22 protein-coding genes and 1 pseudogene are annotated in these 24,467 nt (G+C 24.7%); 3 read left to right on the forward strand and 20 right to left on the reverse strand.

The window, feature by feature from the left end:
- Positions 1-4 precede the first annotated feature (4 nt).
- The 16 genes from RRG59_RS03565 to RRG59_RS03640 form a co-directional block, all read right to left on the reverse strand.
- Positions 5-1,639 (reverse strand): alpha-amylase family glycosyl hydrolase, encoded by a 1,635-nt coding sequence (locus RRG59_RS03565; protein WP_322900371.1) that lies wholly within the window; start codon positions 1,637-1,639, stop codon positions 5-7.
- The gene (locus RRG59_RS03570) at positions 1,639-3,657 is read right to left on the reverse strand and encodes an alpha-amylase family glycosyl hydrolase (RefSeq protein ID WP_036429972.1); all 2,019 of its coding nucleotides are present in this window, start codon (positions 3,655-3,657) and stop codon (positions 1,639-1,641) included. Before RRG59_RS03570 ends, RRG59_RS03565 begins: the two co-directional genes overlap by 1 nt.
- A 172-nt stretch (positions 3,658-3,829) precedes the next feature.
- Complete coding sequence (locus RRG59_RS03575; RefSeq protein WP_322902175.1) at positions 3,830-4,549, reverse strand: GntR family transcriptional regulator; 720 nt, start codon at positions 4,547-4,549, stop codon at positions 3,830-3,832.
- Between the two features lie 70 nt (positions 4,550-4,619).
- The gene (locus tag RRG59_RS03580; protein WP_322900373.1) at positions 4,620-5,291 is read right to left on the reverse strand and encodes a hypothetical protein; all 672 of its coding nucleotides are present in this window, start codon (positions 5,289-5,291) and stop codon (positions 4,620-4,622) included.
- Positions 5,291-6,535 carry an ABC transporter ATP-binding protein gene (locus RRG59_RS03585; RefSeq protein ID WP_322902177.1) on the reverse strand — a complete coding sequence of 415 codons (1,245 nt, stop codon included), beginning with the start codon at positions 6,533-6,535 and terminating at the stop codon, positions 5,291-5,293. The genes RRG59_RS03580 and RRG59_RS03585 overlap by 1 nt, the downstream gene beginning before the upstream one ends.
- A 1-nt stretch (position 6,536) precedes the next feature.
- Positions 6,537-7,496 (reverse strand): sugar ABC transporter permease, encoded by a 960-nt coding sequence (locus tag RRG59_RS03590; protein WP_036429982.1) that lies wholly within the window; start codon positions 7,494-7,496, stop codon positions 6,537-6,539.
- A gap of 1 nt (position 7,497) precedes the next feature.
- Positions 7,498-10,560: an ABC transporter permease subunit gene (locus tag RRG59_RS03595; RefSeq protein WP_322902178.1), complete on the reverse strand. Its 3,063-nt coding sequence runs from the start codon at positions 10,558-10,560 to the stop codon at positions 7,498-7,500.
- Positions 10,561-10,562: 2 nt separating this feature from the next.
- Positions 10,563-11,069: a hypothetical protein gene (locus RRG59_RS03600; protein WP_036429986.1), complete on the reverse strand. Its 507-nt coding sequence runs from the start codon at positions 11,067-11,069 to the stop codon at positions 10,563-10,565.
- A gap of 1 nt (position 11,070) precedes the next feature.
- Positions 11,071-13,515, reverse strand: coding sequence for a hypothetical protein (locus RRG59_RS03605; protein ID WP_322902179.1), 2,445 nt, complete (start codon positions 13,513-13,515; stop codon positions 11,071-11,073).
- A 33-nt stretch (positions 13,516-13,548) separates the two neighbouring features.
- Complete coding sequence (locus RRG59_RS03610; RefSeq protein ID WP_322902180.1) at positions 13,549-13,998, reverse strand: hypothetical protein; 450 nt, start codon at positions 13,996-13,998, stop codon at positions 13,549-13,551.
- 98 nt (positions 13,999-14,096) lie between these two features.
- Positions 14,097-15,974, reverse strand: a complete 1,878-nt coding sequence (locus tag RRG59_RS03615; protein WP_322902181.1) for an alpha-amylase family glycosyl hydrolase — start codon at positions 15,972-15,974, stop codon at positions 14,097-14,099.
- Positions 15,975-16,276: 302 nt separating this feature from the next.
- The gene (locus RRG59_RS03620; protein ID WP_322902182.1) at positions 16,277-17,002 is read right to left on the reverse strand and encodes a hypothetical protein; all 726 of its coding nucleotides are present in this window, start codon (positions 17,000-17,002) and stop codon (positions 16,277-16,279) included.
- Entirely contained in the window at positions 16,930-17,751 is an 822-nt protein-coding gene (locus tag RRG59_RS03625; RefSeq protein ID WP_322902183.1) for a nicotinamide mononucleotide transporter, read from the reverse strand. Before RRG59_RS03625 ends, RRG59_RS03620 begins: the two co-directional genes overlap by 73 nt.
- A 92-nt stretch (positions 17,752-17,843) precedes the next feature.
- Positions 17,844-18,404 carry a hypothetical protein gene (locus tag RRG59_RS03630; RefSeq protein WP_322902185.1) on the reverse strand — a complete coding sequence of 187 codons (561 nt, stop codon included), beginning with the start codon at positions 18,402-18,404 and terminating at the stop codon, positions 17,844-17,846.
- A gap of 392 nt (positions 18,405-18,796) precedes the next feature.
- The gene (locus RRG59_RS03635) at positions 18,797-19,162 is read right to left on the reverse strand and encodes an HNH endonuclease (RefSeq protein WP_322902186.1); all 366 of its coding nucleotides are present in this window, start codon (positions 19,160-19,162) and stop codon (positions 18,797-18,799) included.
- A 369-nt stretch (positions 19,163-19,531) separates the two neighbouring features.
- Complete coding sequence (locus RRG59_RS03640) at positions 19,532-21,196, reverse strand: IS1634 family transposase (RefSeq protein ID WP_322901920.1); 1,665 nt, start codon at positions 21,194-21,196, stop codon at positions 19,532-19,534.
- 404 nt (positions 21,197-21,600) lie between these two features.
- On the opposite strand from RRG59_RS03640, the gene rpsP reads away from it, so the two are divergent.
- From rpsP to rplS, 3 genes are read left to right on the forward strand one after another with little or no spacing between them, the layout of a single operon-like run.
- On the forward strand, positions 21,601-21,837 hold the full coding sequence (gene rpsP / locus RRG59_RS03645; RefSeq protein WP_260622795.1) for a 30S ribosomal protein S16: 237 nt from the start codon (positions 21,601-21,603) through the stop codon (positions 21,835-21,837).
- A 3-nt stretch (positions 21,838-21,840) separates the two neighbouring features.
- Positions 21,841-22,527, forward strand: a complete 687-nt coding sequence (trmD, locus tag RRG59_RS03650; RefSeq protein WP_036430713.1) for a tRNA (guanosine(37)-N1)-methyltransferase TrmD — start codon at positions 21,841-21,843, stop codon at positions 22,525-22,527.
- Complete coding sequence (gene rplS, locus RRG59_RS03655) at positions 22,517-22,867, forward strand: 50S ribosomal protein L19 (protein ID WP_036430715.1); 351 nt, start codon at positions 22,517-22,519, stop codon at positions 22,865-22,867. The genes trmD and rplS overlap by 11 nt, the downstream gene beginning before the upstream one ends.
- Before the next feature lie 62 nt (positions 22,868-22,929).
- On the opposite strand, the gene RRG59_RS03660 is transcribed toward rplS, so the two are convergent.
- The 4 genes and pseudogenes from RRG59_RS03660 to RRG59_RS03680 form a co-directional block, all read right to left on the reverse strand.
- Positions 22,930-23,025, reverse strand: a complete 96-nt coding sequence (locus RRG59_RS03660; RefSeq protein WP_322902188.1) for a DNA cytosine methyltransferase — start codon at positions 23,023-23,025, stop codon at positions 22,930-22,932.
- A complete protein-coding gene (locus RRG59_RS03665; RefSeq protein ID WP_322902189.1) occupies positions 22,983-23,402 on the reverse strand; it encodes a hypothetical protein in 420 nt (139 codons plus the stop codon). The genes RRG59_RS03660 and RRG59_RS03665 overlap by 43 nt, the downstream gene beginning before the upstream one ends.
- Positions 23,403-23,608: 206 nt before the next feature.
- Positions 23,609-24,144, reverse strand: a pseudogene (locus RRG59_RS03670) (DNA cytosine methyltransferase).
- Positions 24,125-24,394 carry a hypothetical protein gene (locus RRG59_RS03680; protein ID WP_322902193.1) on the reverse strand — a complete coding sequence of 90 codons (270 nt, stop codon included), beginning with the start codon at positions 24,392-24,394 and terminating at the stop codon, positions 24,125-24,127. The pseudogene RRG59_RS03670 and the gene RRG59_RS03680 overlap by 20 nt, the downstream one beginning before the upstream one ends.
- Positions 24,395-24,467 lie beyond the last annotated feature (73 nt).

Here is a 24,467-nt window from a genome sequence, read left to right on the forward strand (position 1 = left end):
GCTCCTATTCTTTTATTAAAATACCTTCGTATGGTCTAAATACATTAACTACATTTTTTTGATCTTTATAAGTTGATAATAATTGAGTTCCTAAATTAATTTTTTGATGAACTTCTTTATCGGTTAAATTAATATATACAGTTAATTTAGTATCATTAAATGTTCTTGATATTTTAACCAAAGCATTTTCAGTTAAAGAAATTTCTGATTTACCTAAAACAAAAACATCTCTGTATTCATTTTTACGCATATCAATTAACTTTTTATAAAAGTGGAAAATACTTGTTTTGTCTTTTAATGCATTTTCTACATTAATATATTCTTTATTTTTACCTAAATTTAATCATGGTTTATTACCTGAATTAAATCCTGCATTAATTGTATTATTTCATTGCATTAATGATCTTCCAGCGTCTCTTGAATTAATATTTAAATATTTGATAAATTCTGATTCACTATATATTTTTTGTTCATCTACTAAAGATTTGAACCCATTATGAATATCAACATCTTTAAATTCGTTTCTTGAATTAAATTGAGTGTTTAGCAATCCAATTTCTTCACCATAGTATAAACATGGAATACCTTTTAAAGTTAACAACATTAAAGCGTGTGCTTTTGCACTTTCTTCTCTAAATATTCCTTCATTTCCTCAACGTGAAACACTACGCGAGGTATCGTGATTAGATAAAAAATTAGTAAACATATGTGGTTTTATATTTTCATTGTGTTGGAATGGTTGTTGTTGGTATACAAATTCTTTGTAATTTCAGTTTGCATCATAACCATTTCTTCCTGTTTTACCTCAACCTATTCATCATCAAGCAAAATTGAAGTAATTTTGTGAAACTTGATTTTGTCCTGAACCATATTCTAATAATTCTTCTGCAGTAATTCCTGAAGCTTCTCCTAACGTATATGCATCGGGTTTGTTTGAAAAAGCTAATTTATTAAATTCTTTAAGAAAATCTACTGCGCCATCACATCAAGCAAAATAAGGATTACCTTGAACATTATCAAATGTTTTTGCCACATGTTTGATAGCATCTAATCTAAATCCTCTAACACCTAATTCATATCAAAAATTAATAACATCAACCATTGCAGCGATTGTGTTCGGATGAGATCAATTAAGGTCAACTTGTTCTTTTGAAAATAAATGGAAATAGTATTTTTTAACACTGTTAACATATTCTCAAGCAGAACCACCAAAAATACTTTGTGCTTGTTTTTCTTGTTCTGTTAATTCTTTTCTTCAAATAAAATAACTATGTTCAATATTGTTTTCTGATTCAGAAGCTTTTTTAAATCATTCATGTTCATTTGATACGTGGTTTAAAACTATATCCATAATTATATCAATACCTAATTCAGATGCTTTTAAAGACATTTCTTTAAAATCTTGTAATGTACCAAATTGTTTTCACACAGACTTGTAATCTAATACATCATATCCTGCATCAACAAAATGTGTATCGTATGTAGGACATAATCAAATTCCGTTAATACCTAATTCTTTTAAATAAGGTAACTTTTCTGTAATACCTTTTAAATCACCATCTCCATCATTATTAGAATCATAAAATGATCTAGGAAAAATTTGATATAAAATTTTGTCTTCTAATTTAACTGTTTTCATTATTTTTTCTCCATTAAGATTGATGAATTAGGTAGCAATTCACCTTTTTTAAAATTAATTCTTGAACTAAATAAAATTTTATCTTTTGCAGTATATTCATATTCATAAGTTGAATTTGAGAAATTATGTAAAACTTGGAATAGTTTATTATCTTTTGAAACTTCAAAAATTAAAATACCATTCTTCACATCCACAGTCTTAAATTTTAAACTTTCAAATATTTCAGAATTCGTACCTAACCTAAAGTGCGGTGTTTTATTTCTAAATTTATTTAAATTTGAAACAAAATCAAAAACATATTCTTTAACTAATATATTGTCTAAGTGATTTCACTTTATCCCATTTACATAATCTGTTGTTTTATATGAATTTGGATGGAATGAATTTTTATATGGTTGTTCATTGAAATCATCAAATGGTGAGAACATACATTTTTCTGGTTCTTCACCTGAAACATCACAAGGTTTAGATTGTAATAATTCAGTACCTGCTAACATAAATTGTCTACCTTGAACTAAAACTGTCATCATTAAAGCCTGACGATACATTTCAATTCTTTCTAAAAAAGAAACATTTTTATTTGCAGTAATGTTTATTTTATCTCATAATGTAAATCCATCATGACAAGCAGAATATGCTAAATTAATTGATATATCGTTTGCAAATAATGAATAGTTATCACTTGCAAATTTAAATTCTTTAAAGTCAAAATCTTTTAAATTACCAGGAACAGATGTAACATATTTTTTAAATAAGTCTTTGTCATACTTAGTAATTAAACCAGGTTCTATACTATTGTGTTCAGGTCCTTTTATTGAATCTCTTAAAGTATCATTAAAATAACCGAATGCTATGTTATTATCTGTCACTCCTTTAACATAAGAACTTTTGTGGTTTAAATCTGTAAATTTTCATGCTTCACCATGTAAGATTATATTTGGATTAATTTCTCTTAGTTCTTTTGTTAATTCATCTATTGTTTCCTTGTGATGGAAACAAGATAAATCAAATCTAAATCCATCTATATTAAATTCAGTGGCAAAATATTTTAATGAATCGATTATCAATCTTTTAACCATAAATCTTTCATCTGCTAGTGGTGGATAGATAACAGGTTTATGTTTAGCATTATCACGATAATAATATCCGGGTATGATATTGTTAAATATATTATTGGTCATCATATGATTATAAACAACATCCATAATAATTCCCACACCCTTTTCATGTGCTTTATCAATTAATTCACGAAATTCTTTAATTCTATTATATGGATCTTTTGGATTGGAACTATAAATTCCATTTATAGAAAAATAATTATGTGGATCATATCCTCAATTATAATTAGTTGTTCATTTATCACCTTGATTTTTTAACAAAATACTGTTATTTAAATCATTTACTGTGTATGCTGAATGTATAGGTAGAAATTGAACATGTGTCATTCCTATTTTTTTAACATAATCAAATAAATTATTTTCTAGTAATGAATTAAATGTTCCTAATTGATTTTTTAATTCATTTTGGTTTTTTAAACTTGTAAAATCTCTAACATGTAATTCATAAATAAATGAATCTGTATGATTGTTTTTTGTTCATTTTAATTTTCTAGGTTTTTTTCCTGCTAACTTAGAATCAATATTAACTAAAGCACCAAAACCTACTTTTGTTTCATCTCCTTGCCAATTAAAAGGTGCTAAAGAAATAGCATAAGGGTCTAAACAAATTTTAAATTCATTATTTTCGTCTCATATTTTATATTGATAAAAATAACCTTCGTATTCTAATGGAATATTTGTTCTTCAAATTACATCAAGTTTTTGTGAAGTAAATTTATAAACTTCCTTCGATAAATCATCTGGACTATAAACTAATACTTCTACCCTTTTTGCTAATGGTTGTCATATTTTTAATTGAATAAAATCTTTTAAAAATTTAATTCCTAAATCTGGCTTTTTATATGCAAATTTTTCATCAAAATCTTTAAAAAATTGTTTGTTTTTTCCTTGAATATTCATATTTATAATTATAATGTTAAAAAGAGTATTTAATTAGGTCTTTTTCTATTTTCTTGATATATCAAAACAAAAAGAAAAAATAACTTTAAAAAGTTATTTTTTTGATTGATTTTTGACTTATTTTATTCTTTTTTGTGCTTGAAAATAGAATTAAAAGTTTTTTATTTATTTATTAGTGATTTAAAGAAAATTCTTGATGATAAAATTTAAAGAATTCAGGTTTAATATAATACTTACCAGCGATACTTACACTATTATTATCATAACCTCAAAAGGTAATAACAACTAATAACTCATCATTTAATTTTGAACATTTTTCATACTTTAATTCATAAACTATGTTTTTTAGTGCTTTACGGTCATTTAAACTTGCTACTAAAGGTTTGTTTAAGTTAAGTGGTTCATATAAATCTACTACTTTAAGTGAAATATATATTTCTGCTTGACCAATTATTTGTCCTTTTTTTTCTAATTGTTTTTCAAATGTTCTAAATCCATTAACAAAAATTATATTCTTTTCTTGGAATCAGTTGGGTTTAATAGATGTAACTTCATTGCCAAAAATTCTGTCTACATCTAACATAAATGGAATTGGTTTAATTAAATTATGAAAATTTTCTGCTACAAAGTGTCCCCTTTTAGAAATAGAATAAATAGCACCTATGGATTCTAATTTTTGATATGCAGATACAACAATACTTCTCGAACAGTCCATTTTTTCCATTACATAATGTTCTGAAGGCATTATCTTATTTACTGGTACTTTTTTTGAAACTATTAAATCAATTAAATAATCAACTACCATGTTTGTTTTGGTTTTGATTGCTGATTTTTCAGAAACTTTAACTATTTTCTTTCTTTGATTATTATTATTATTATTATTCTTTAACATAACTCTATATTTTACTAAAAATATTTTTATTTTGTTAATATAAGTAAAAAAACCAAGAATTAACTTGGTTTTATTGTTTTGAATTGTCTAGAATGTATTTAATTTCTTTTTTTAAATCTTCAGTTTCAGGAGGTAATGAATTTAAAATAATATCTTTTTGTATAAATCCAAAACTTTTCTTTGCAACAATAACTAGAATAATTGATATAAATGCTAAAATCATTGATATTCATGATGTTGTATAGTTCATTTTGTTGGAAATTTTTTCAGCAAAAATTATTCAATTACTTTCATTTTCAGAAAAAATGTATTTACCACGAGTTACTTCTGTTGGTTGTAATGCATTAATTAAAAACATTAATACAAAAACTAAAGGAATTAAATAAAATAATAATTTAAAATGTTTATCTCCATTACTTTTATTTGTATAAATTAAATATTGTATAAAACTTAAAATAAACAAAATCATAAAAGTAGTAAAAACAACTAATGAGTTTAATCAAGTAAATAATTCCTTTAATTTATATGCTGTAGATAAATTATAAATTTCTTGAATAGATAATCCTGCTGAAGATTCTCCTGAAGATATAAAATTATATTCAATTTCAATTCTTTCAGCAAATCTATTAAACATAGTAAATTGCAATATAAGAATAATGAAAAAGAAGAACGATAAAGTACCTAATAAAATTTTTCTTCTTAAATAATTGTATTTTGAATCAAAATATTTAAACTTATTCATTAGTTAATTCTATTTTCAGTTTCTTTATCAAATATATGAATTCTAGGAACAATAAATTCAACATATACATGTCCATATAATTCATATTCTTCATTATTAGAAGCATTTACTATAAATTCTATATCCTCATTAATTTTAACTGCTATTAGTTGGTCTTTACCTATTAATTCAATATTAGTAATCTTTCCTAAAACAGAATTAGGAACTGATTTATGATGAATACGTAAGTCCTCACTTCTAAATCCTATTTCTAATTTTTGATTTGGTTTTAATAGTTTTGTTGTTTCAGGTTCTAATTCAATTTCAACCTTACCTAAAGGACTAAATACTTTTCCTTCTTTGTAAATTGCTTCAAAAGTATTCATTGTTGGAGAACCAATAAATTTCGCAACAAAGATATTAGCAGGTCTGAAATATAAATCTTTTCCTTTTCCACTTTGTTGAATTTTACCATCATTAAATACAACTATTTGATCTCCCATAGTCATAGCTTCTAGTTGATCGTGTGTTACATAAATACTGGTTGTGTTTAACATACGGTGAATATTAACAATTTCTCTACGCATGTTTTCTCTAAGTTTAGCATCTAAGTTAGAAAGTGGTTCATCCATTAAGAATACTAATGGTTTTCTGGCTATTGCCCTACCTATTGCTACCCTTTGTCTTTGTCCACCTGATAAATCTTTTGGTTTCCTATAAAGTAGGTGGTCAATTTTTAAGATTTTAGCAACGTCTTTAACTCTTCGATCAATAACATCTTTTCTTTCGTTTGCTATTTTTAAACTGAATGCAATGTTATTATAAACATTCATATGTGGATATAGAGCATATGATTGGAAAACCATAGCTATATTACGTTCATTCGGTAAAAGGTTATTGTATCTTTTATTGTTAAATAATAAATCACCTTTAGTAATTGAGTTTAAACCAGCTATCATTCTTAGTAATGTTGTTTTACCACAACCTGATGGACCTAGAAAAATACAAAATGTTCCAGGTTTAATATCTAAATTAATGTTTTCTAATGTGTAATTTTCATTACCTTCGTATTTTTTTGAAAGATTTACTAGTTTAATTTCTGCACCATTATTAGATGAATAAACTTCACCAACTTCTGAAACTAATGCGTCAATATCAATTGTTTCAAAACCATTTTCTAAATCTTGTAATTTATTTGTATGTGGTAACAATTCTTTAACTTCTTTTTCTTTATTTATCGATTTTTCTTTATTAAATTTAAACATTTTATCCTTTCACTGCTCCATCACTTAAACCACCAACTATATATCTTTGTAAATACATAAATAATGCAAAAGCTGGAATTGAAGCTAATAATGAACCGGCTGCATATGCACCTGCATTAACATGTTTTGGTTCAGCATTAATAAATATATCTAATCCTACTGCAAGTGTTTTTTCATCATTGTTAACTAAAACGAATTTAGGTAAGATAACATCAGTGAATGGTGTTAAGAAAGATCAAAGAGCAACCATTATTAATGCTGGTCTGATAACTGGAACTAATATCTTAAAGAACAATCCTCAATTTGTACATCCATCAACTTTACCTGAATCATCTAATTCTGGTGAAACAGTATCTAAATATGATTTTAACATAAATGTGTTTCCTGCTACTGAACCACCTGAATATATTAGAACAAGCATAAAGATAGATGGAATACCTATATTGTTCCCCATACGAACTAATAAATATAAAGAAATTAATGCAGTTGTAGCTGGTATCATTTGTAACATCATAATAATAGTTAAAGAATGTTTTGAACCTGCAAATTTAAATCTAGAATAAGCATAACCATTTAATGCCACTGCAACTGTAGAAATAATCATTGTCAATCCAGCAATAATAATTGTATTTAAATATCATCTACCGAATAAACTACGTTCATTTTCAAATAAATATTTAAAGTTATCTAACCCAAAGTTAAAAGGTGTAATTGATATGATACGAGGGTTTGTTACATTGAAAGCAGCAAGCACCAACGATACAATTGGGAATAAGATTATAATAGATCAAAAGATTAATATTAAATAATTGAAGAACAATCATATTATTTCAAGTGTTGTTGGAGGTTTAGTGTCTGATTCGTTGAACTTTAATCTTTTTGGTGATAATTTTTGTTCTGAAACTTTGATTTTATCAAAAACATGTTGATAAAACCTATTTCTTAAAAATTTCTTAATCATCTTAATCTCTCCTTGACATTGATTTTATAAATCCTCTTGCACCTACTGCAATACTAAATATAGCTGCAAGTGTGGTTAACGCAGCAGCAAAGGCTTGATTTCCTTCAAAGTTTGCTGCTCCTGTAGTTAATTTATAAACTCATGAAATAATAATATCAGTTGAAGCTTCACCAAATATAGTAGATTCAGCAAAGTTTGGACCACCACCAGTAAAGATAGAAATTGTTGTAAAGTTATTAAATGCTCCAACAAATTGTCCTATTAGCATTGGTGAAATAGATAGTAATAATGATGGTAATGTTAAATATCAGAATAATTGTCTCCCTTTTGCCCCATCAACTGAACCTGCTTCATAAATATCTTTTGGTATTGATTGCAAGTTTCCTGTTACTAGCATAAATATAAATGCATAAGCAATTCAAGTTTGGACAATAATTACTAATACTCTTGCTGAATTTATTTCAGACAATCAATTCAATGGTCTTTCTATTAAATTAAGAGATAACATAATGGTATTAATATAACCATCACTTCCTTCTTTAAATGCTGTTTTTAGGAATGTTAAAGTAACAAAGGCAGGAATTGCTCAAGGTAAAATATAGATTAATCTAAATATTTTCTTAAATCTTATTCTTTGACTATTAGTTAAAACAGCAATAATAATACCAAAACTAATAGGTAAGAAAGTTGAAGCAACTGTTCAAATAGCAGTTCAGCCAAGAACTCTACCTAATGATAAAAACATTTTATTTTCACGAAATTCTCATCAATATCCTCAGTTTTTCAATCCAACTCAATCGACAGTTCTTCCAGGCGCTTCATGTAGATACCCATAATTTGTAAATGAAACTAAAACAGATGTAATAATAGGTGTAGCTACTATAAATAACATTAACACTCAACCAAGTATTGAAATAACTCAAGGGAAACCACTTGTATTTAGTCATCTTTTTGTGTGAGACCACTTACTTGGTCTTGAACCATATTCTAAGTATTTTGCAACTTTATAAGCACCTAGTCCTGAAACAATAAAATATATGAAAACAAATACCATTAATAATACTGAGATTACTCCACCAAATAAGTATAATCTAGCATCTGTTAATATACCTTTATTTATATCGTGTAAACTTTTTCCTAAATCACTAAATCCAGGTATTCCACCCATTTGTTCTCAGTAAAACCCGAAAGCAAACGGAATAATTAAAACTCAAGCAAAGATACTAAAAATAGACATAATAATACCTTTAACATATTGCTTAAATAATAAAACTTCTGATAAACCAGGGAAAATTATTCCTAAAAATAGTGATAATCATCTTAGATTTTTCATTGTTTCGATTGGAATAGATTTTTGTGCTTCTGTTATTTTACTTTCATAAACTTTTTTATTAACCTTTGTTTCTGCAAATTCTCTTCAGAAAATTGTCTTTAAGATTTCCTTATTTGCTAGAGATTTTGATTGTAATTTAACTTCATTAATTGATTCTTTTTTCTCTATTTTGTATTCATATAGTTTGTTTTTATAAGCTTGTTTTGAAATAACTTTCTCTTGAAGTTTTGCTTTTAATTCTTTTATATTTTGGTTATATTTATTTTTAATTTCACTAAATAAAATTGTATTTTTTTCTTTTTCTTTAGTTAACTCACCACTTTCTTTTAATTTAAATATTTTTGTTTTAGCTAATATTTTTTCTTCACGATATTTCAATCTTGTTAACCTATAATCAATAAATCTTTCTTTTAATGCTTTAGATTCTTCTAAATTAAACTTACCTTCATAGGTATAACTTTGTTTTGATTTACCAATTAAGTATTTTAATTGTGATTTTAATAGTAATGAAAATTCATATTGGTTTCTTAAAATATTAGTTTTTGAATAATAAGTTTCAAAAGATATTTTTACCAGAGGATTATTTGAATTATTTTTATAGTTTAATAATTCATTTGATATATTAACATTTTTCTGTGTTATTTCTTCTAAAGATAAATTATTAAAATCAAAATTAATTTTTGGTAAATCAGTTACTCTTTTACTTAAAAATCCGTATAAATCTTTATTTAATTGTAATTTTGCTCTTTGTTTATTAAAAAGTTTTTGCTCTTTATATTTTGATTTAATGTTTTGAACTTCTTGAACTGATTTTAGTTTGATTTTCTCAAAAAGTTCCTTGTTTTTTTGTTCTTTAGCTAAAATTAATTGTTTTTGTTCTTCTATTTTAGCTAACGATTCAATCTTCTTATGTTTATTTAAAGAATTTAATTCACTTACCTTGCTTTTATATTCATATTCTAACTGTAATATTTTTTGTTTTGATTCTAAAATAATTGCTTGTTTTTCTCTATGATAAAGTTCTTTTTCTTTTAAATAGGTTTGATTGTATTTTCTTTCAAGTTCATTTTTACGTCTTAATAATGACAATCTTTGTTCTTCAATTCCATCAAAGATTTCTTTAAAGAATTTACTTGATTTATTACCTAACTTATCTATTCAAACTTGTTCAATTGGTAATAACTTATCTTTTAATTTACTAATATTAAAATCAAAATCATTAAAAGTTGTTATATATAATTTTAAAATATTAAAAATTGTATATTTTTTGAATAATTCATTTTCTTCATTCTTAGTTGTTACTTGTAACTTCTTAATATTTTTTACTTTATCTTCTAAATCATCTGCAGATTTTGTGAGCGAATAAACAAATTCTTTTGCATAAGTTTGTGTATCTTTTAATGAGTGTTTGATTTTCTTTATTTCGAAATTTAATAATGAAACACTAGATTCACTAAAAGCTAGTTTTTTAATTGAATCTTTTAATACAGCAACCTTATTTTTATAAGCTACTTTATGACTATCTAAATTTCTTTTTAAATTATCTTGTAATTTTGTTCTAGCTCTTAAGAACAAGTCTTTATCTATATTTTCTTGATTTTTTATTTTAGTTGCTTGTCTTGAAAAAATGTTATAAACTTGTTTTTTATAAGCTTTTATATTACCTGAAGCAGCTGGTAATATATTATCGAACGTTTCGCCATATCAATTATAAAGTTTTAATTCTTCCATAATTATTTGCTCCGTCCTTTGTGTATTTTATATCATTCATAATAACTAAATTTTCTCTTTATATAATATTGAATTGCATAAACTATTAATGTTATTGTTATAATTCCAGAAACCAAGGAAACTAGTGAACCTAAAACTATTTGAAAATTAGTTAAATTATCTGTCCCTTGATAAAAGGGTAATGCAATTAATGTAACAAACACAATGATTCAAATGCTAAAAAAGAAGTACCCAGCAGTTAATTTATTTCTCAATAAAAGGATATAAATCATAAAAAAGATAATTATAAATGTGTTAGCAAAATATGAAACTAATGTTTTAATTGAAATATTTTTTGCTAATTCTGAGATTTCTTCTTTAGACAATTTTTTGATTTCATCTGTTTGTTTAATTCCATATCCAAAAGGAATTAAAACTCATATAAGAAGCACTGCTGTAAGCAGTGCTAATAATGTCATCAATATATAAAACTGTGATTTAGTTATATTTGTTTTGTATTTTTGATACATTTTATTTTGTTTCTATAATAACGCTTGTTGCAGTTGGGTCTGTAAATGTGCTTGCTCATTCTGAGAATAAACTTGATAAATTATCTTCAATTGCACTTACAAATTGTTCTTTTGTAGTTACACCTTTTCCTTTAAGTGTTTTATAAAATTCTGCATTTCCAAATGTTCTATCATTTCATCTTCCTCATACATGTGAGAATTGAGGGTTAGATGAGTCGAAACGTGTTGGTTGTGTAGTTAAAACACCAATACCATTATTTTTTAAATCTTTTGTTGATGTAACAACTTTTAATATTTTGTAAAAACTTAGCAATTTATCATATTTAGCTAATTCATCAATAACTTGTTGACCTTTATATTCTGAAGATGTATTATCTTTTTTAGGCATATTTTTATTTGCTAATTCTGATTTAACTAATGATGAAATACGCGCAGCATTTACGTAGTTTCCGAAATACGCTTTTGCTACTTTTTCAATTGTTGCATCATCTACTGTTGTTTTTGCTGCTTTATTCGAAAAGACTTTAGCTTTAGCAACAACTTTTGATTGTAATTCTTCTAATTTGTTTTCTTTAATTGCGTTTGAAATTTCTTCAATTAATGGTAAAACTTCTGATTCTTTATTATCTCCGTTTGCACCGAAAATAATTTTTTCCACTTTTCTCATATGGAATGAACCTTTATTTTCTCCATTTGCTGCTTCTTGAACAATATTATCTTTATATTCTTCTGATAATGCAGCAAATGCTCCGTCCTTAAGAATTTGCGCTCCTACTTGTCATGATTGGTTACCTTGCCCACCAACTAATTGATTACTTCAATCATTTGTAAGACCTAAAAGACTTGCAATTGTGTTTCTTAATGGTAATGTGGAAGTTAATGAAGAATTTAATGTATTGTATGATTCATCAGAAATAAATGTTGCTTTTTTATCACCTGTAATTTGCATTTCTGATGCAGGTATCATATTTTGTTCTGACATTGGACTTGTAGCATCAGTTGTTTTTTCTCAAGCATTTCAGTTAATTCCTGCTGTACTTATTGCAATTAATGGTTTTAAAAATTCACTTGTTGCTGTTTGTAATTCAGAAATTGATGAATAACCTAAATCTTTTGATAATTTATTGAATCTCTCAAATTCTCTTGAATTTTCTTGCTCAATACTTCTATTAATTTCAGTTTGTCTACTATCTGCAAATGGAACTTTTGAATCTGTTTTAAAGTATTCATAATATGATTTTGGTTGGAATGCTAATTTTAATACTTCAGTAATAGCTTTTTTTCTTCCTTCACTAGCACCATTGTTTCTTGAGTTAACCATATAAGCTCAAGAACCTTGTGCTTGTTTATATGGAACTGTTTCATTTACTTTAAGAACATTGAAGAATGATTTAGCTTTTCCTGCACGTTCTGAGTTTTGAACATCTCATGTTCCAATTAAAGCATATGATAATTTACCTTCTGACATAAATTGCATTAATGAATCATGAACATTACCCATATTACTTACATATAAACCTTGTAAGTCACCTTGCTTGAACCCTTTTCTACCTCATACAGTTTCAACGAATTCTGCTTCATTCTTAATGTAAGCAGCTTCAATAATTGGTCAAACTAAATCTGCAACTGCTTCAAGACCTTTTTTGTAAATTTCGTGATGCTTATCTGTTTTAATAAAACCAGAAGTTGTTTTTGTTCCATCATAATATAAAATTTTTGAAGCTAGAATATTTGCAAAATTCTTACCAAATGCTTCTTGCTCTTCTTCAGATAATGAGTTAAAGTATGTTTCCATACCTCCATAAAATACACCATTACCATATCAAAGGTCTTGTATTCTTAATACTGTTTCCCCTGCTTCAACTAATTCTTTTAATGTATCTGTGTTAGCGTTGTTAAAAATTGTTCTTGTTTCTTCTTCTGATTTATTTGAAGCTAAAATAATTCCTTCTTTATTGTGTCTTAAACCAACAAATTGTTCTACATTTCTTAAACCATCTGTTGATTTTCCAACAACTTTACCAAATGCTTCCATTTCTTGTCTTTGAACATCTGATAAATTTAAATTTGTTGCTAATTCACTAAATAGTGTAGGTGAAAATACACTTAAATCCACTAAAGCATTTTTTTGGACAAAATCAGTTAAACGATCTTGAGGTCCATAAAAAATATCTGGTACTAATGGATCATTTAATCCTTGAACACCAAAATCAAGTGCAGATCAAACATCCTTGGTTATTGTTTTAATACGGTAACCTTCTTTGTATGATTCTGTATTTTGGAATTTTTCAATAATTTCTTTATAGAAATTTTGTTGAACTCCATCTACTGCTACAACAATTTCTTTTGATTCACTAGATTCAGAACTACCACATGAAGCAGCAGCTAAAAATCCTGCAGTTGATAAAAGTGATGAACTTAATAAAAATAATTTTCTTTTTTTCATTTTTCCTCTTTAATTAATTAAATAATGGATTATCTATTCAAAAGCTAATTCATTTTTTTGATATGCAACTATGTTAAAAAGTATACTTAGTGGACTTAAAAGTAATATCCCTGTTATTCCACCAATAATTCCAATTCATTTGTGAAACTCAGTTTTAGATAAAATGTACATAATATGCATAAACATAAAAACTTGAACCAATCAAGATAAAATAAAAATCGATAATAATACTCTGAATTCAAATTTCTTTAATACTAATAAAATATTTACTGCATTTGAATTGTCATTTTTTTCATTTACTATTTTCAAATACATATACAAAAATACTATTTGAATAATTAAAATCAAAATATTAGAAAATATATTAAATAAATATTCTAAAATTTTTGGTTTATATTTTCTTTCTAACGGTAATTTTCCTAAAAAAAACCATCGTAATCGATCTTTAAACGATATTTTTTTGAATTTTAGCTGCCTTTCCATAATCCTAATTTAATTTTAATATTTTTTATTATTTTATTTATATATATTAATTATAAAAAGATGTTTTTTTATTTATAACTTGACATATCAAGATGTATTTATTTAATTAATTTGTAAACACCTACTTGAATATCGTTTGAACCAATTATTTCTTTTCCCTTAATTTCATAACCATATGAAATAAGTTGATTTATTTCTTTAAAATCTTCTTTGAATTTAACGTTTGTTTGTTTTAATGAATCATTATATATAACTAATATTAATGTGTTTTCATCTTCTTTTCTTACTGTTATATTATTTTCTGTTATATTAGATTGAGAAAAATCAATAATATCATTTGGGTTAACAATATATTTAATATCCTGTTCTCTAAGTGATTTATATTTTTTTCTTAACTTAATTAATTTTGAAACTAATAGATATGCTCCATTTTCTTTTGATACTAAATCTTCTACATAACCTTCACCTTTTGAAGTTAAAGTTTGTATTAAGTCATTTTGTGATTTTGCTTCTTTAAAATAAACTCTTTTGTTTTTATCTTTTCAATAAAACGCTTCTCTAACATTTATATCACCCTTCCTTTTATTTCCACCTTGCATTAATATTTCATTTCCATTATATAAAATAGGCATTCCTCCTCTTGATAATAATGAAAATAAAGCAGATAAATAACCAGCACGTTCTTGTAAATTAAGCTGGTGAGAATCTAAATCAAGTGATGTTTTTGTTTTGTGATTCTTATAATTTGCTATCCATCTATCTACATCATGGTTATCTAAAAAAGGAAGTCACTGTCTTTTAGTTCCATTTATAGAACTAAAAGAATTAATTAAGTTTACTTCATTATCATAATTAATAAACGGTTGAAGTGAGTATTTATAATTTTCTCCGTCTATAACTGTACCAAGAGCAGGTTCAAAATCTCTAGTAAATCAATATTTATTTGAATTAATTACACTTTGTCATCATTCACCAAACATAAATGCAGTATCAGATGAAACACTGTGTCCTTTATTTTTTAAATTATTTAATTCTTCTTCAACTACTTTTCTTCAGGAATTAAATAAACTTGTTGTTTTTCTATTATTTAAATCTGTTGACTTATTTTTATTTTCTGAACCGAAATAATGATAAAAAGCATCGTATCTAAATCCATCTACACCTTTTTTAGTTCAAAAGCGATGGATATTTTCTATTTCTTTTTGAACTTCTTTATTAGTTAAATTTAAATCAGGCATACCTGATCAAAACTGTGCAACATATTTTGCATTCGTATCATTTTGATGATATTTATCAATATTAATATTTTTGAATAATTTTCTAATATTTGTATCTACTCCTTGTCCTTTAGATTCATCATTTTCATAAAAATAATAATAATCTCTGTATTTTGTATCACCTTGCAGTGCTTTTAAAAATCAAGGATGTTCATATGAGGTATGGTTTAATACCATATCTATAACTACTTTAATTCCTTTTGAGTGTGCTTCTTTAATAAAATCATCAAATGCTTCCATACCACCTAATTCTGGTGCTATATTTGTATAATCTATAACATCATAACCATGATAACTTGATGCAGGATGAATAGGAGAAAGATATAATGTATCTATTCCTAAATTTACAAAGTAATCTAAATTATTTTTTAAACCAATAAAATCACCTATTCCATCACCATTTCCATCAGCAAATGAATAAACAGTTAGTTGGTACATCACATTAGAAGGTCTAAATTTTTGATTGAATTCTGCTTTAAATTCTTCTTTAGCAACTTCATCATCATAAGTTAAATTTTCTAAACTATTGATTCTATTTATATTATTAAATGATTCATCTCCCCAATCCTTCAGTGTTTTAATTTCTGATAATTCTTCATAATTACTTTTTATGTTTTTATTACAAGAACTAATAATTATTCCTGATAAGACAATAGGAATCATATTCATTAATTTATTCAAATGTTCTTTAATTTTCATAATATAAATTATATATTTACCTTTTTATAAAAATAAAAAATATCAAATAAAAGAACTTTATTTTATATAACAAGAAATTAAATCATAATAAATTGTATATATAAGTATATCGATATGAAAAAATAAGAATTAGATTTTAAAAAAAAGAAAGTTAAATCAAACAAATAATAAAAAAACTAAGTAATTTAAATTATTTAGTTTTTTTATTATTTGGATTTAATTGATTAGATCTATTATCCTTATTTTGCTTATAAGCAATATTATTTGAATTTTTGACATTTGATCTTTGATCATTAGGTCTATTATTCATAGTCTCCTCCTTTCTTTTTATTTAAAAATATTTGATTTTTAATGAGTTTTTTTATTTTTAGAATTGATTCTTTATAATCTTCATCAATAAAAATCTCTCATTTTTTCGAATATTTCTTTAACAAATAATTTAGTTCATTAGAAATATTATTATTATTCAAATATTTATTATTGATGTTTTTAAAAAATAAATCATTCTTTCCATCATTGATTTCTGCTGTTCTTCTTCTTTTTTGAAAGTCATCTGCAGATGTTTCGGAAGCACTTTTTCTATTTAACTTTATTAGCTCATAATTTTTAAGAACAACAAAAGTATAATCTACTTTAGGTTGAACTAAAAGCATTATTTTATAATAATGTTTGTATAAGTATTTTCAAAACAGAATTTGTTTTTTATTAAAGTATTTCATCTCAATCAAAGTATCTGGAAACAAGAAATCATCTATCATATGTCTATCTATTAGTGAATAAGAATAATCAGACATTTCATTGATTTGTTTTAGTCTATCTTTAAAAAACAAAATTTGTGTTTGATAGCCATTAGTTTTGAAATCTTCCATATATTTTAAAAAAACTTTTTCATCTGTTAATCTTTCATCAATAATCTTAATATTATTGGTTTTTAAAAACTCACTTAATTCTCTGATTATAGTTGATTTACCAGATGCACCCATACAAATAAAGGCAAATCTGATTTGTGATTCATTTTTTCTAACCAAAATAAGTAAATAGAAAAAGTCATATATATTGCATTGATTAAGATTAATGTAATATCTAAAAATCCTATACCTGAAAAGAATAAGATGCTTGCGATGTTTTTAAAACACCAAATAATTCAACTTGACTTAAAACCAATAGTCATTAAAATTAAAGCTATAACAGAAACACTATTTGATGTTGATAATAAAATGGAACCTCATATAAAATTATTAAAGTTATAAACAAACTCTTTATAATCTTTATAAATTAAATATTTAACTACTTTATTTATAAGAGGGTTTGTAAAATAAAAAACTAAAAATATACAAAGTCCTAAAATAAAGATAATTAATAATATTTCTCATGAAATAATATATTTAGGTATATTTTTTGTTTTTCCTCTTTTAACTTTTCAAAATGTAATAATCATTATTAAAATATATATAAAGTTTAAAGTAGCATCAATCAATAAACCACTGTAAACTAAATAAATAATCAAGAATATTGCATTTAATGTTGCAATTAAAAATCCTATTTGCTTTTTCTTTGCAAAAAGATATATTGATATAACACCTAAAAAACCAGATATTGCTGCAAATAAATTTATAAGATTTGCTAAATTATTTTTATTTTCATGTCAGAAAAAATCTTTAGTTTCGATATTATAAACAGATAAAAATACTAAAACAATTGAAAAAAATGCTATTAATGTGTAAGAAAGGGTATTTATTGAAATTAGTTTTATTTTATTTTTATAATATTTTAGCAAATAATATCCCTTCTTTTATCGTTTTATAAACTCTATTTTTTAAAAATTTAGGTCTTCACTTAATATCTGAATTAGTGGTTGGAGTTACTTTTTTAATAAAAATATTTTCTTGTTTCTTTTCAATTTTTTGTCTGTATTTCTTCTTCCTTATTTAAACTTTTATTTTCTACTATATAAAACATTAATAAAATGATAAAGAAAAACACCAAAAACATTGGTAATGCAAACATTAAGAATTGTAAAATAATAAATAAATTAGATTTATATAAATTATCAACTCATTTATTTCTTAATTGGTGATATAAAGTTAAATAAGATGTATAAAGAATAATAAATATATCTATATATGCAAATATTATTGATAAAGCAATTGTAGGTATAAGAGGACCCTTCTCAGAATTTAACAATAAAGAGTAAACTCCACCAATAATAACTCCTTGAACAATTACTAAAACAAAAATTGCTAAAAAACTTCAACCAAAGATTTTTGTAACTCTCTTGCTAGTTACTTCAATATTATTAATATTAAAGAATATGAATTGATTTTCTTCTTTTTTATTTGATAAAGCATTAAGGACATAAATTGTATAAGCAATCGGTATACTAAATAACGGGTTTCAAAAATTAAGAATATAAAGAATTTGTAAAATCAAAAATCAAGTCAATCTTCTCTTTTTATTTTTTTCTTCTGTATCATTATTCTCTAATATGTTTTAAATAATAATATGAAAGATAATACATATAAAGTTATCTGTATCATTCCATAAGTGGATAAAAATACTGAAAAAGTTATTAAATAATTTTTTTCTTGTGAAAAGCTATCGTAAGAACTAATAGACGAACTACCGTAATAACCAAAAAATCCTTAAAGTTTAATTTTGGAGTGGTGGTGTTAGGTAGGGATCGGCTAGGTACAGATAGAAAATTAAATATATATAAAACAAAAAATAAAATGGCTAGCATTAGGAAGAAAGTGCCAATTAAGAGTAAAATACCAAATATTTTGTTAACTTTTTTTGTTCAATCTAATTTCTATTCCATATTTCTATTTATATCTTTTCGGGTCATAAAGAACCTCTCTTGAATGGAAATTTATTATTCTTTTTTTGTTTATTTGAAGTGTAATTTCATCTCCATCAGCGTCATATGCATTTCATGATGTTTTGTCATCTTTTTCTTCATTTGTTTTTACATGACAAATTACTAGGTTATCTTTATTATTCCCCCCACCTCTAGAGATAGGTATTAGATGGTCTAAATTTCAAACATAATCACTTTCGATTTCGCTTCCTTCATAGTTTCCTTCATAATGGTCTCTTAAGATTCATTTACCTGTGTAATCTTGTATTTCTTTTTTATTACCATATCTCTCGTCTCACAAATTTAACGCTGTATGTTTATTTATTTTCATCATTCTCTCCTTTATAAAATAGAAATTAAAAATAAGTAGAATTTAATAAAAAACTTTACTTTTACTTTATGAATAATTTTTTCTAGTATTTTTATGTTTTTCTTTATTAACAGACAAACTATATTTTTGTTTATAATTATTATTTTTAAAAATATAAAAATAAGGACTACATAAAGTAAAATATAAATTTAAAGGTTGTATTTTAAGAAAATTTTAATTAACCTAAATAAATTAAAACAAAAAAACAAAGCAAATGTTAAAAAAGTAGTTAGTAATATTTCAAATAAATAAAATATTTGTTTTCCTTAGTTTCTGAGTTAATTAAGATAAAAAGACGAATAACCCTATGAAATAGGGAAATTCGTCTTTTTATATATCTAATTTACTATGTATAAAATCTGTGAATTTTTTAATTAATACATAATTCTGAAAATCTTTTTTGTTATTTTCATTTGTTTCAAATAATGTCTCTATTATTTTGTTATCAACCTTTTTAACTATTTTGTTAGCTGTTAATATAGCTTTAATAAAGTTATCAGTTGTTATTTTAAAATCAATAAGTCCTGCATCTTTTTTAAATGACTCATTCAATAAGTGAATTATTGTCTTAATTATTACTAAAGATAAATAACACAAGATAAAGTGACCTTTAATATGAGAATTGGTTCATACATATACAGGTCTTACTTTTAACGCTGTTTTTAATGTTCTAAAATTTTCTTCAATTCTTCATTGGTTTTGGTAAATTTGAACTACTTCTTGTGGTGTTAAATCAGTTCTATTTGTTTCATATACATAAATACCATCGAACTTTTTATCTTCTAAGACTTTTTCACAATTTAGTTCAAAATCACTACGACCTATTTGTTTAAAAAACTTATATTTTTTTGAAGCAAACATTTGTTCACCTCTAACAATTCCGTCTTTATTTTGTCTTTTCTCAAAATTATTTATGAGTATTTTACGATCTTCTCTATCTTTAATTGCTCTTGATTTTGAATAAGTAATAATTCTTCTTCTAGTTTTCCCGTTAAATCTTTTGTTGTTTCATAATGACTTATATTCAATTTCTTTATATCTAAATTCAGAATTACCAACATAACCGTTTTGATCTAAAATATAGTTCTTAAATTCAGCGCTTCCTGACTTTGCTCTATATGAAATAATAAAATTTATACCTAAATCTTCTAAAAAACGAATATTTCTATTTGTGGACATACCTTTATCAGAAATAATGGTTATGTTATTAATTTGATAAGTTTGTTTTAAGTCTAAAATAAAAGGGATAAAAGTATTTGGATCTGCTGTATTTCCTTTGAATAATTTCATATGAATTGGTATTCCATTAATATCAGTTGCCATACCCAAAACAACTTGGTCTTCTTTAAATTTTCCGTCTTTTGAATAACCAGGAAATCTCAATCCATCTCTTTGAAAAGTTTCAAAATAAACAGTTGACGAATCAAAGAAAACAAGTTCAATTTCTCTGTTAGTAATTTTACTTAATTTATTGTTTAAGTTCTTTAAAATACCTTTTTCATTTTCTACTAATACATCTAAAAGAGAATAAAATGCATCTTTTTGTGATTTTATTGTATTAATAAAGTTATCTTTAATTTCAAAATTTCTAATGATACTATTTGAATTAATTATTCTAGAAGCAATGCAATATTCTAAAATTGATTTTAAATCCTTATGCTTGGTTTTTGATATCGATTCAAAGATTTGTAGTTTGTCTATAAATTTATAAATAACTTCTATTCCATAGTTAATTGAATTAACTGTAATTTTTTGATTTTGAATAGAATTTAGTAATTCTTGTTTAACGAAATCTTTTTCCATATCTTCTGTAAGTTCTTTTGCTTTTGTTTTTAAAATAGAAATAACATCAGGATTAATTTGTTCTAATTGTTCTAACCAACCCAAACCAATTTGTTTCTTAGTACCAGCACCATAACCACCAGAAATTCCAGCAAAAATATATATTCCTTTTGCTCTTTTGCTTTTTCCAATTATGTAATTATTCACTTTCATATAATAATTATACATTGTAATCATAGTATTCAAAACAAAAAATAAAAATTTCTATATATGTATACATATATAGATTCTAAAAAAATTAAAAATTTGGTCTTCAACTCAGAAACTCAGGATATAAATTTAAACGTTGTATTTTAAGAAAATTTTAATTAACCTAAATAAATTAAAACAAAAAAAACAAAGCAAATGTTAAAAAAGTAGTTAGTAATATTTCAAATAAATAAAATATTTGTTTTTTCTTTTTAATAATTTAGATTCCTCGTATCGATTAATATATTTAATATTCTTTAATTTAAGGTTAAATTAATGAAAAAATTTTTGTTTTTCTTCTTTTGTTTTATAATACTATTACTTATATCTGTCAAGCAAAAGTGCTTGACACTAAGAAAGGAGCAAATATGGTAAAAATTAGATTAAGAAGAATGGGAAGTAAATTTAAACCTGTATACAAAATAGTTGTCGCTGATTCAAGAGCACCACGTGATGGTAAATTCATTGAAGCATTAGGACACTATAATCCTTTAACAAAAGAATTTGTTTTAAACAACGAAAGTGCTTTGAAATGATTAAATCAAGGTGCAAAACCCACTGATACTGTTGCAAATTTATTCAAAACACATAAAGTATCTAAATAAATAATGAAAATTAATTTCTTAACTTTATTTCCTAAATACTTTGAGCCATTTAAGAATGAAAGTATAATAAACAAAGCAATTCAAAAAAACTTATTAGAAGTTAATGTTATTGATTTTAGAGAATTTAGCAAAGATAAACATAGAAAAGTCGATGATGAAATTTATGGCGGAGGTCATGGTTTGTTATTACAAATTGAACCAATTGATTTAGCATTAAATTCACTAAATGATAATGGTGGGTATAAAATCCTTGTATCACCTCAAGGCAAGATATTCAATCAACAAATAGCTAATGAATTAGCTAACAAAGAACAAATAACACTAATTTCAGGAAGATATGAAGGTTTTGATGAAAGAATAGTTCAACTTGTGGATTTAGAATTATCTATTGGTGATTTTGTTTTAACTGGTGGTGAGTTACCATCTATGGTTATTGCAGATTCTATTGCTAGATTAGTTCCTGGTGTTATTAAATCGCAGTCACACATAAACGATTCTTTTCAAGGAATGGGATTGTTAGATTATCCACAATATACAAGACCAAGGGAATATAAAGGTATGAAGGTTCCAGAAGTTTTATTAAACGGGAATCATAAAGAAATAGAAATATGAAAACGGGAATCACAATTATTAAAAACTAAAAAAAATAGGCCCGATATTATTGAAAGGATAAAAAATAATGAGAAATAAATTATTAGAAGTAGTTGAAAAAGCACAGTTACGTAAAGATTTACCTGAATTTAAAACAGGAGATAATGTTAAAGTTTCAGTTCGTATCCGTGAAGGAGAAAAAGAACGTATTCAGGTTTTTGAAGGTTTAGTTATTTCTAAAAAAGAATCAGGAACAAGAGAAACATTTACTGTTAGAAAAATATCTTATGGTATAGGTGTTGAAAGAACCTTCCCTGTTTACTCACCATTAATAGCACACATTGAGGTTTTACGTTCTAATAAAGTTAGAAGAAAAAGATTATTCTACATGAGAGACCGTAAAGGTAAAAGTGCACGTCTTAAAGAAATTAAAAGATAGCAAAAATCATCCAAATCGGATGATTTTTGCTATTCAATAAATTAATAAATACACTAGTAATACTAATTATTGAGTTTAATAAATTGTTTTGCTATATATTCTATTACTTTTACATTTACTGAATTACCAAATTGTTTATAAGCTTGATAATCATTCACATTACATATAAAATTTTCTGAAAAACTTTGTAATCTGCTTGCCTCTTTTGGTTTATTCTTCTTTTGTATTTACCTATTATAGGTAGATGCACCATAGCTACAAGAACTGGGAAGAAATCTGGTTTTTTCACTCTTATTCCAGAAGGTCTAAATTGAATTATAGTGTCTCAAATAGATTTATAATCACTACCACATTGTCATTCTAATTTTTTTTCTGTTTTAGTGAATTCATTAAGATAATTTCATTTTTTAAATCAATTTGAAATAAATTCCTTATTATATTCGAATAATAATTTATTTTTTAAGATAAAATCATTTTTTCATTTTTTATTTGAATCTAAAAGATGTGAAGGACTTAAGAATTCTTCTGATCACACAGGAAATCCTAATGTACCTGTAAATTTTTCTTTTAAAAAAGCTCTTTCTGATTTTGATTTTTTAGGAATATATTTAATTCCATTTATAAAATGATTCCAACATTCTAATATTCTTTCTTCGTGATTAGTTATGTTATATTTTTTATCTACTTCTTTATCGAGAATAGTATCGATATCATTTTTATAGTCATCTTTTTTTGGTAATTCTATATTAAAGTTTTTATATTTGATGATTTGTGATAACGAGCAATTATTACTCTTTCTCTGATTTGAGGAATGCCAATGTGATGAGGACTTATAACTAATGGTGATGATGTTATGATATAACCTAGGTTTTCCAGTGTTTCTTTAATTGTTTTTCATGTTTTTCCTTGATGATGTGAAACTAAATTTCTTACATTTTCTAAAATGATAAAAGGGGTTTTATGATGTTTTAAAATTCTAGCTATATCAAAAAATAATGTTCCCTTAATTTTGTCTTCAAAACCAAGTCTATCACCCGCTTTCGAAAAAGGTTGACAAGGAAAACCAGCACATAAAACATCATCTTTTGGTATGGCTTGAGCATTTATTTTTGTTATACCATTATAAGGATTAATACCATAATTTTTTTATAAGTTTCAATTGCATATTTATCAATTTCACTAGCAAATACACATTCACCAGCTAAATTTTCCATTCCTTGATGAAATCCACCTATCCCTGCAAATAAATCTATAAATTTAAATTTTTTCATAACCATCCTTACTTATATATGTATAAACAATGCTATTATTCATGTTTTCTTTATTTAATAAAAATTTCGGTTCTCTTTTATTATGATTAGTACCTGAATTATGACCTTGTTTAAAATCTCATAATATGTATTTAAAATTACTTTCATTAATTTCAAATATCCTCATCTGTTTAAAAATTACAGAATGTTTCATTTTATTTGCATAAGAAATTTTACTATTATTAATTTTAAATAATTCCATTCTTGCCTTTGCCATTTCATTATTAAAATCCTTATCTTTTAAGGTTGTATGTTCATAAACTATGTATCATAGTTTTTTGTATTTCTTA

Source organism: Mycoplasmopsis felis, assembly GCF_034647055.2.
Taxonomy (GTDB): domain Bacteria; phylum Bacillota_I; class Bacilli_A; order Mycoplasmatales; family Metamycoplasmataceae; genus Mycoplasmopsis; species Mycoplasmopsis felis.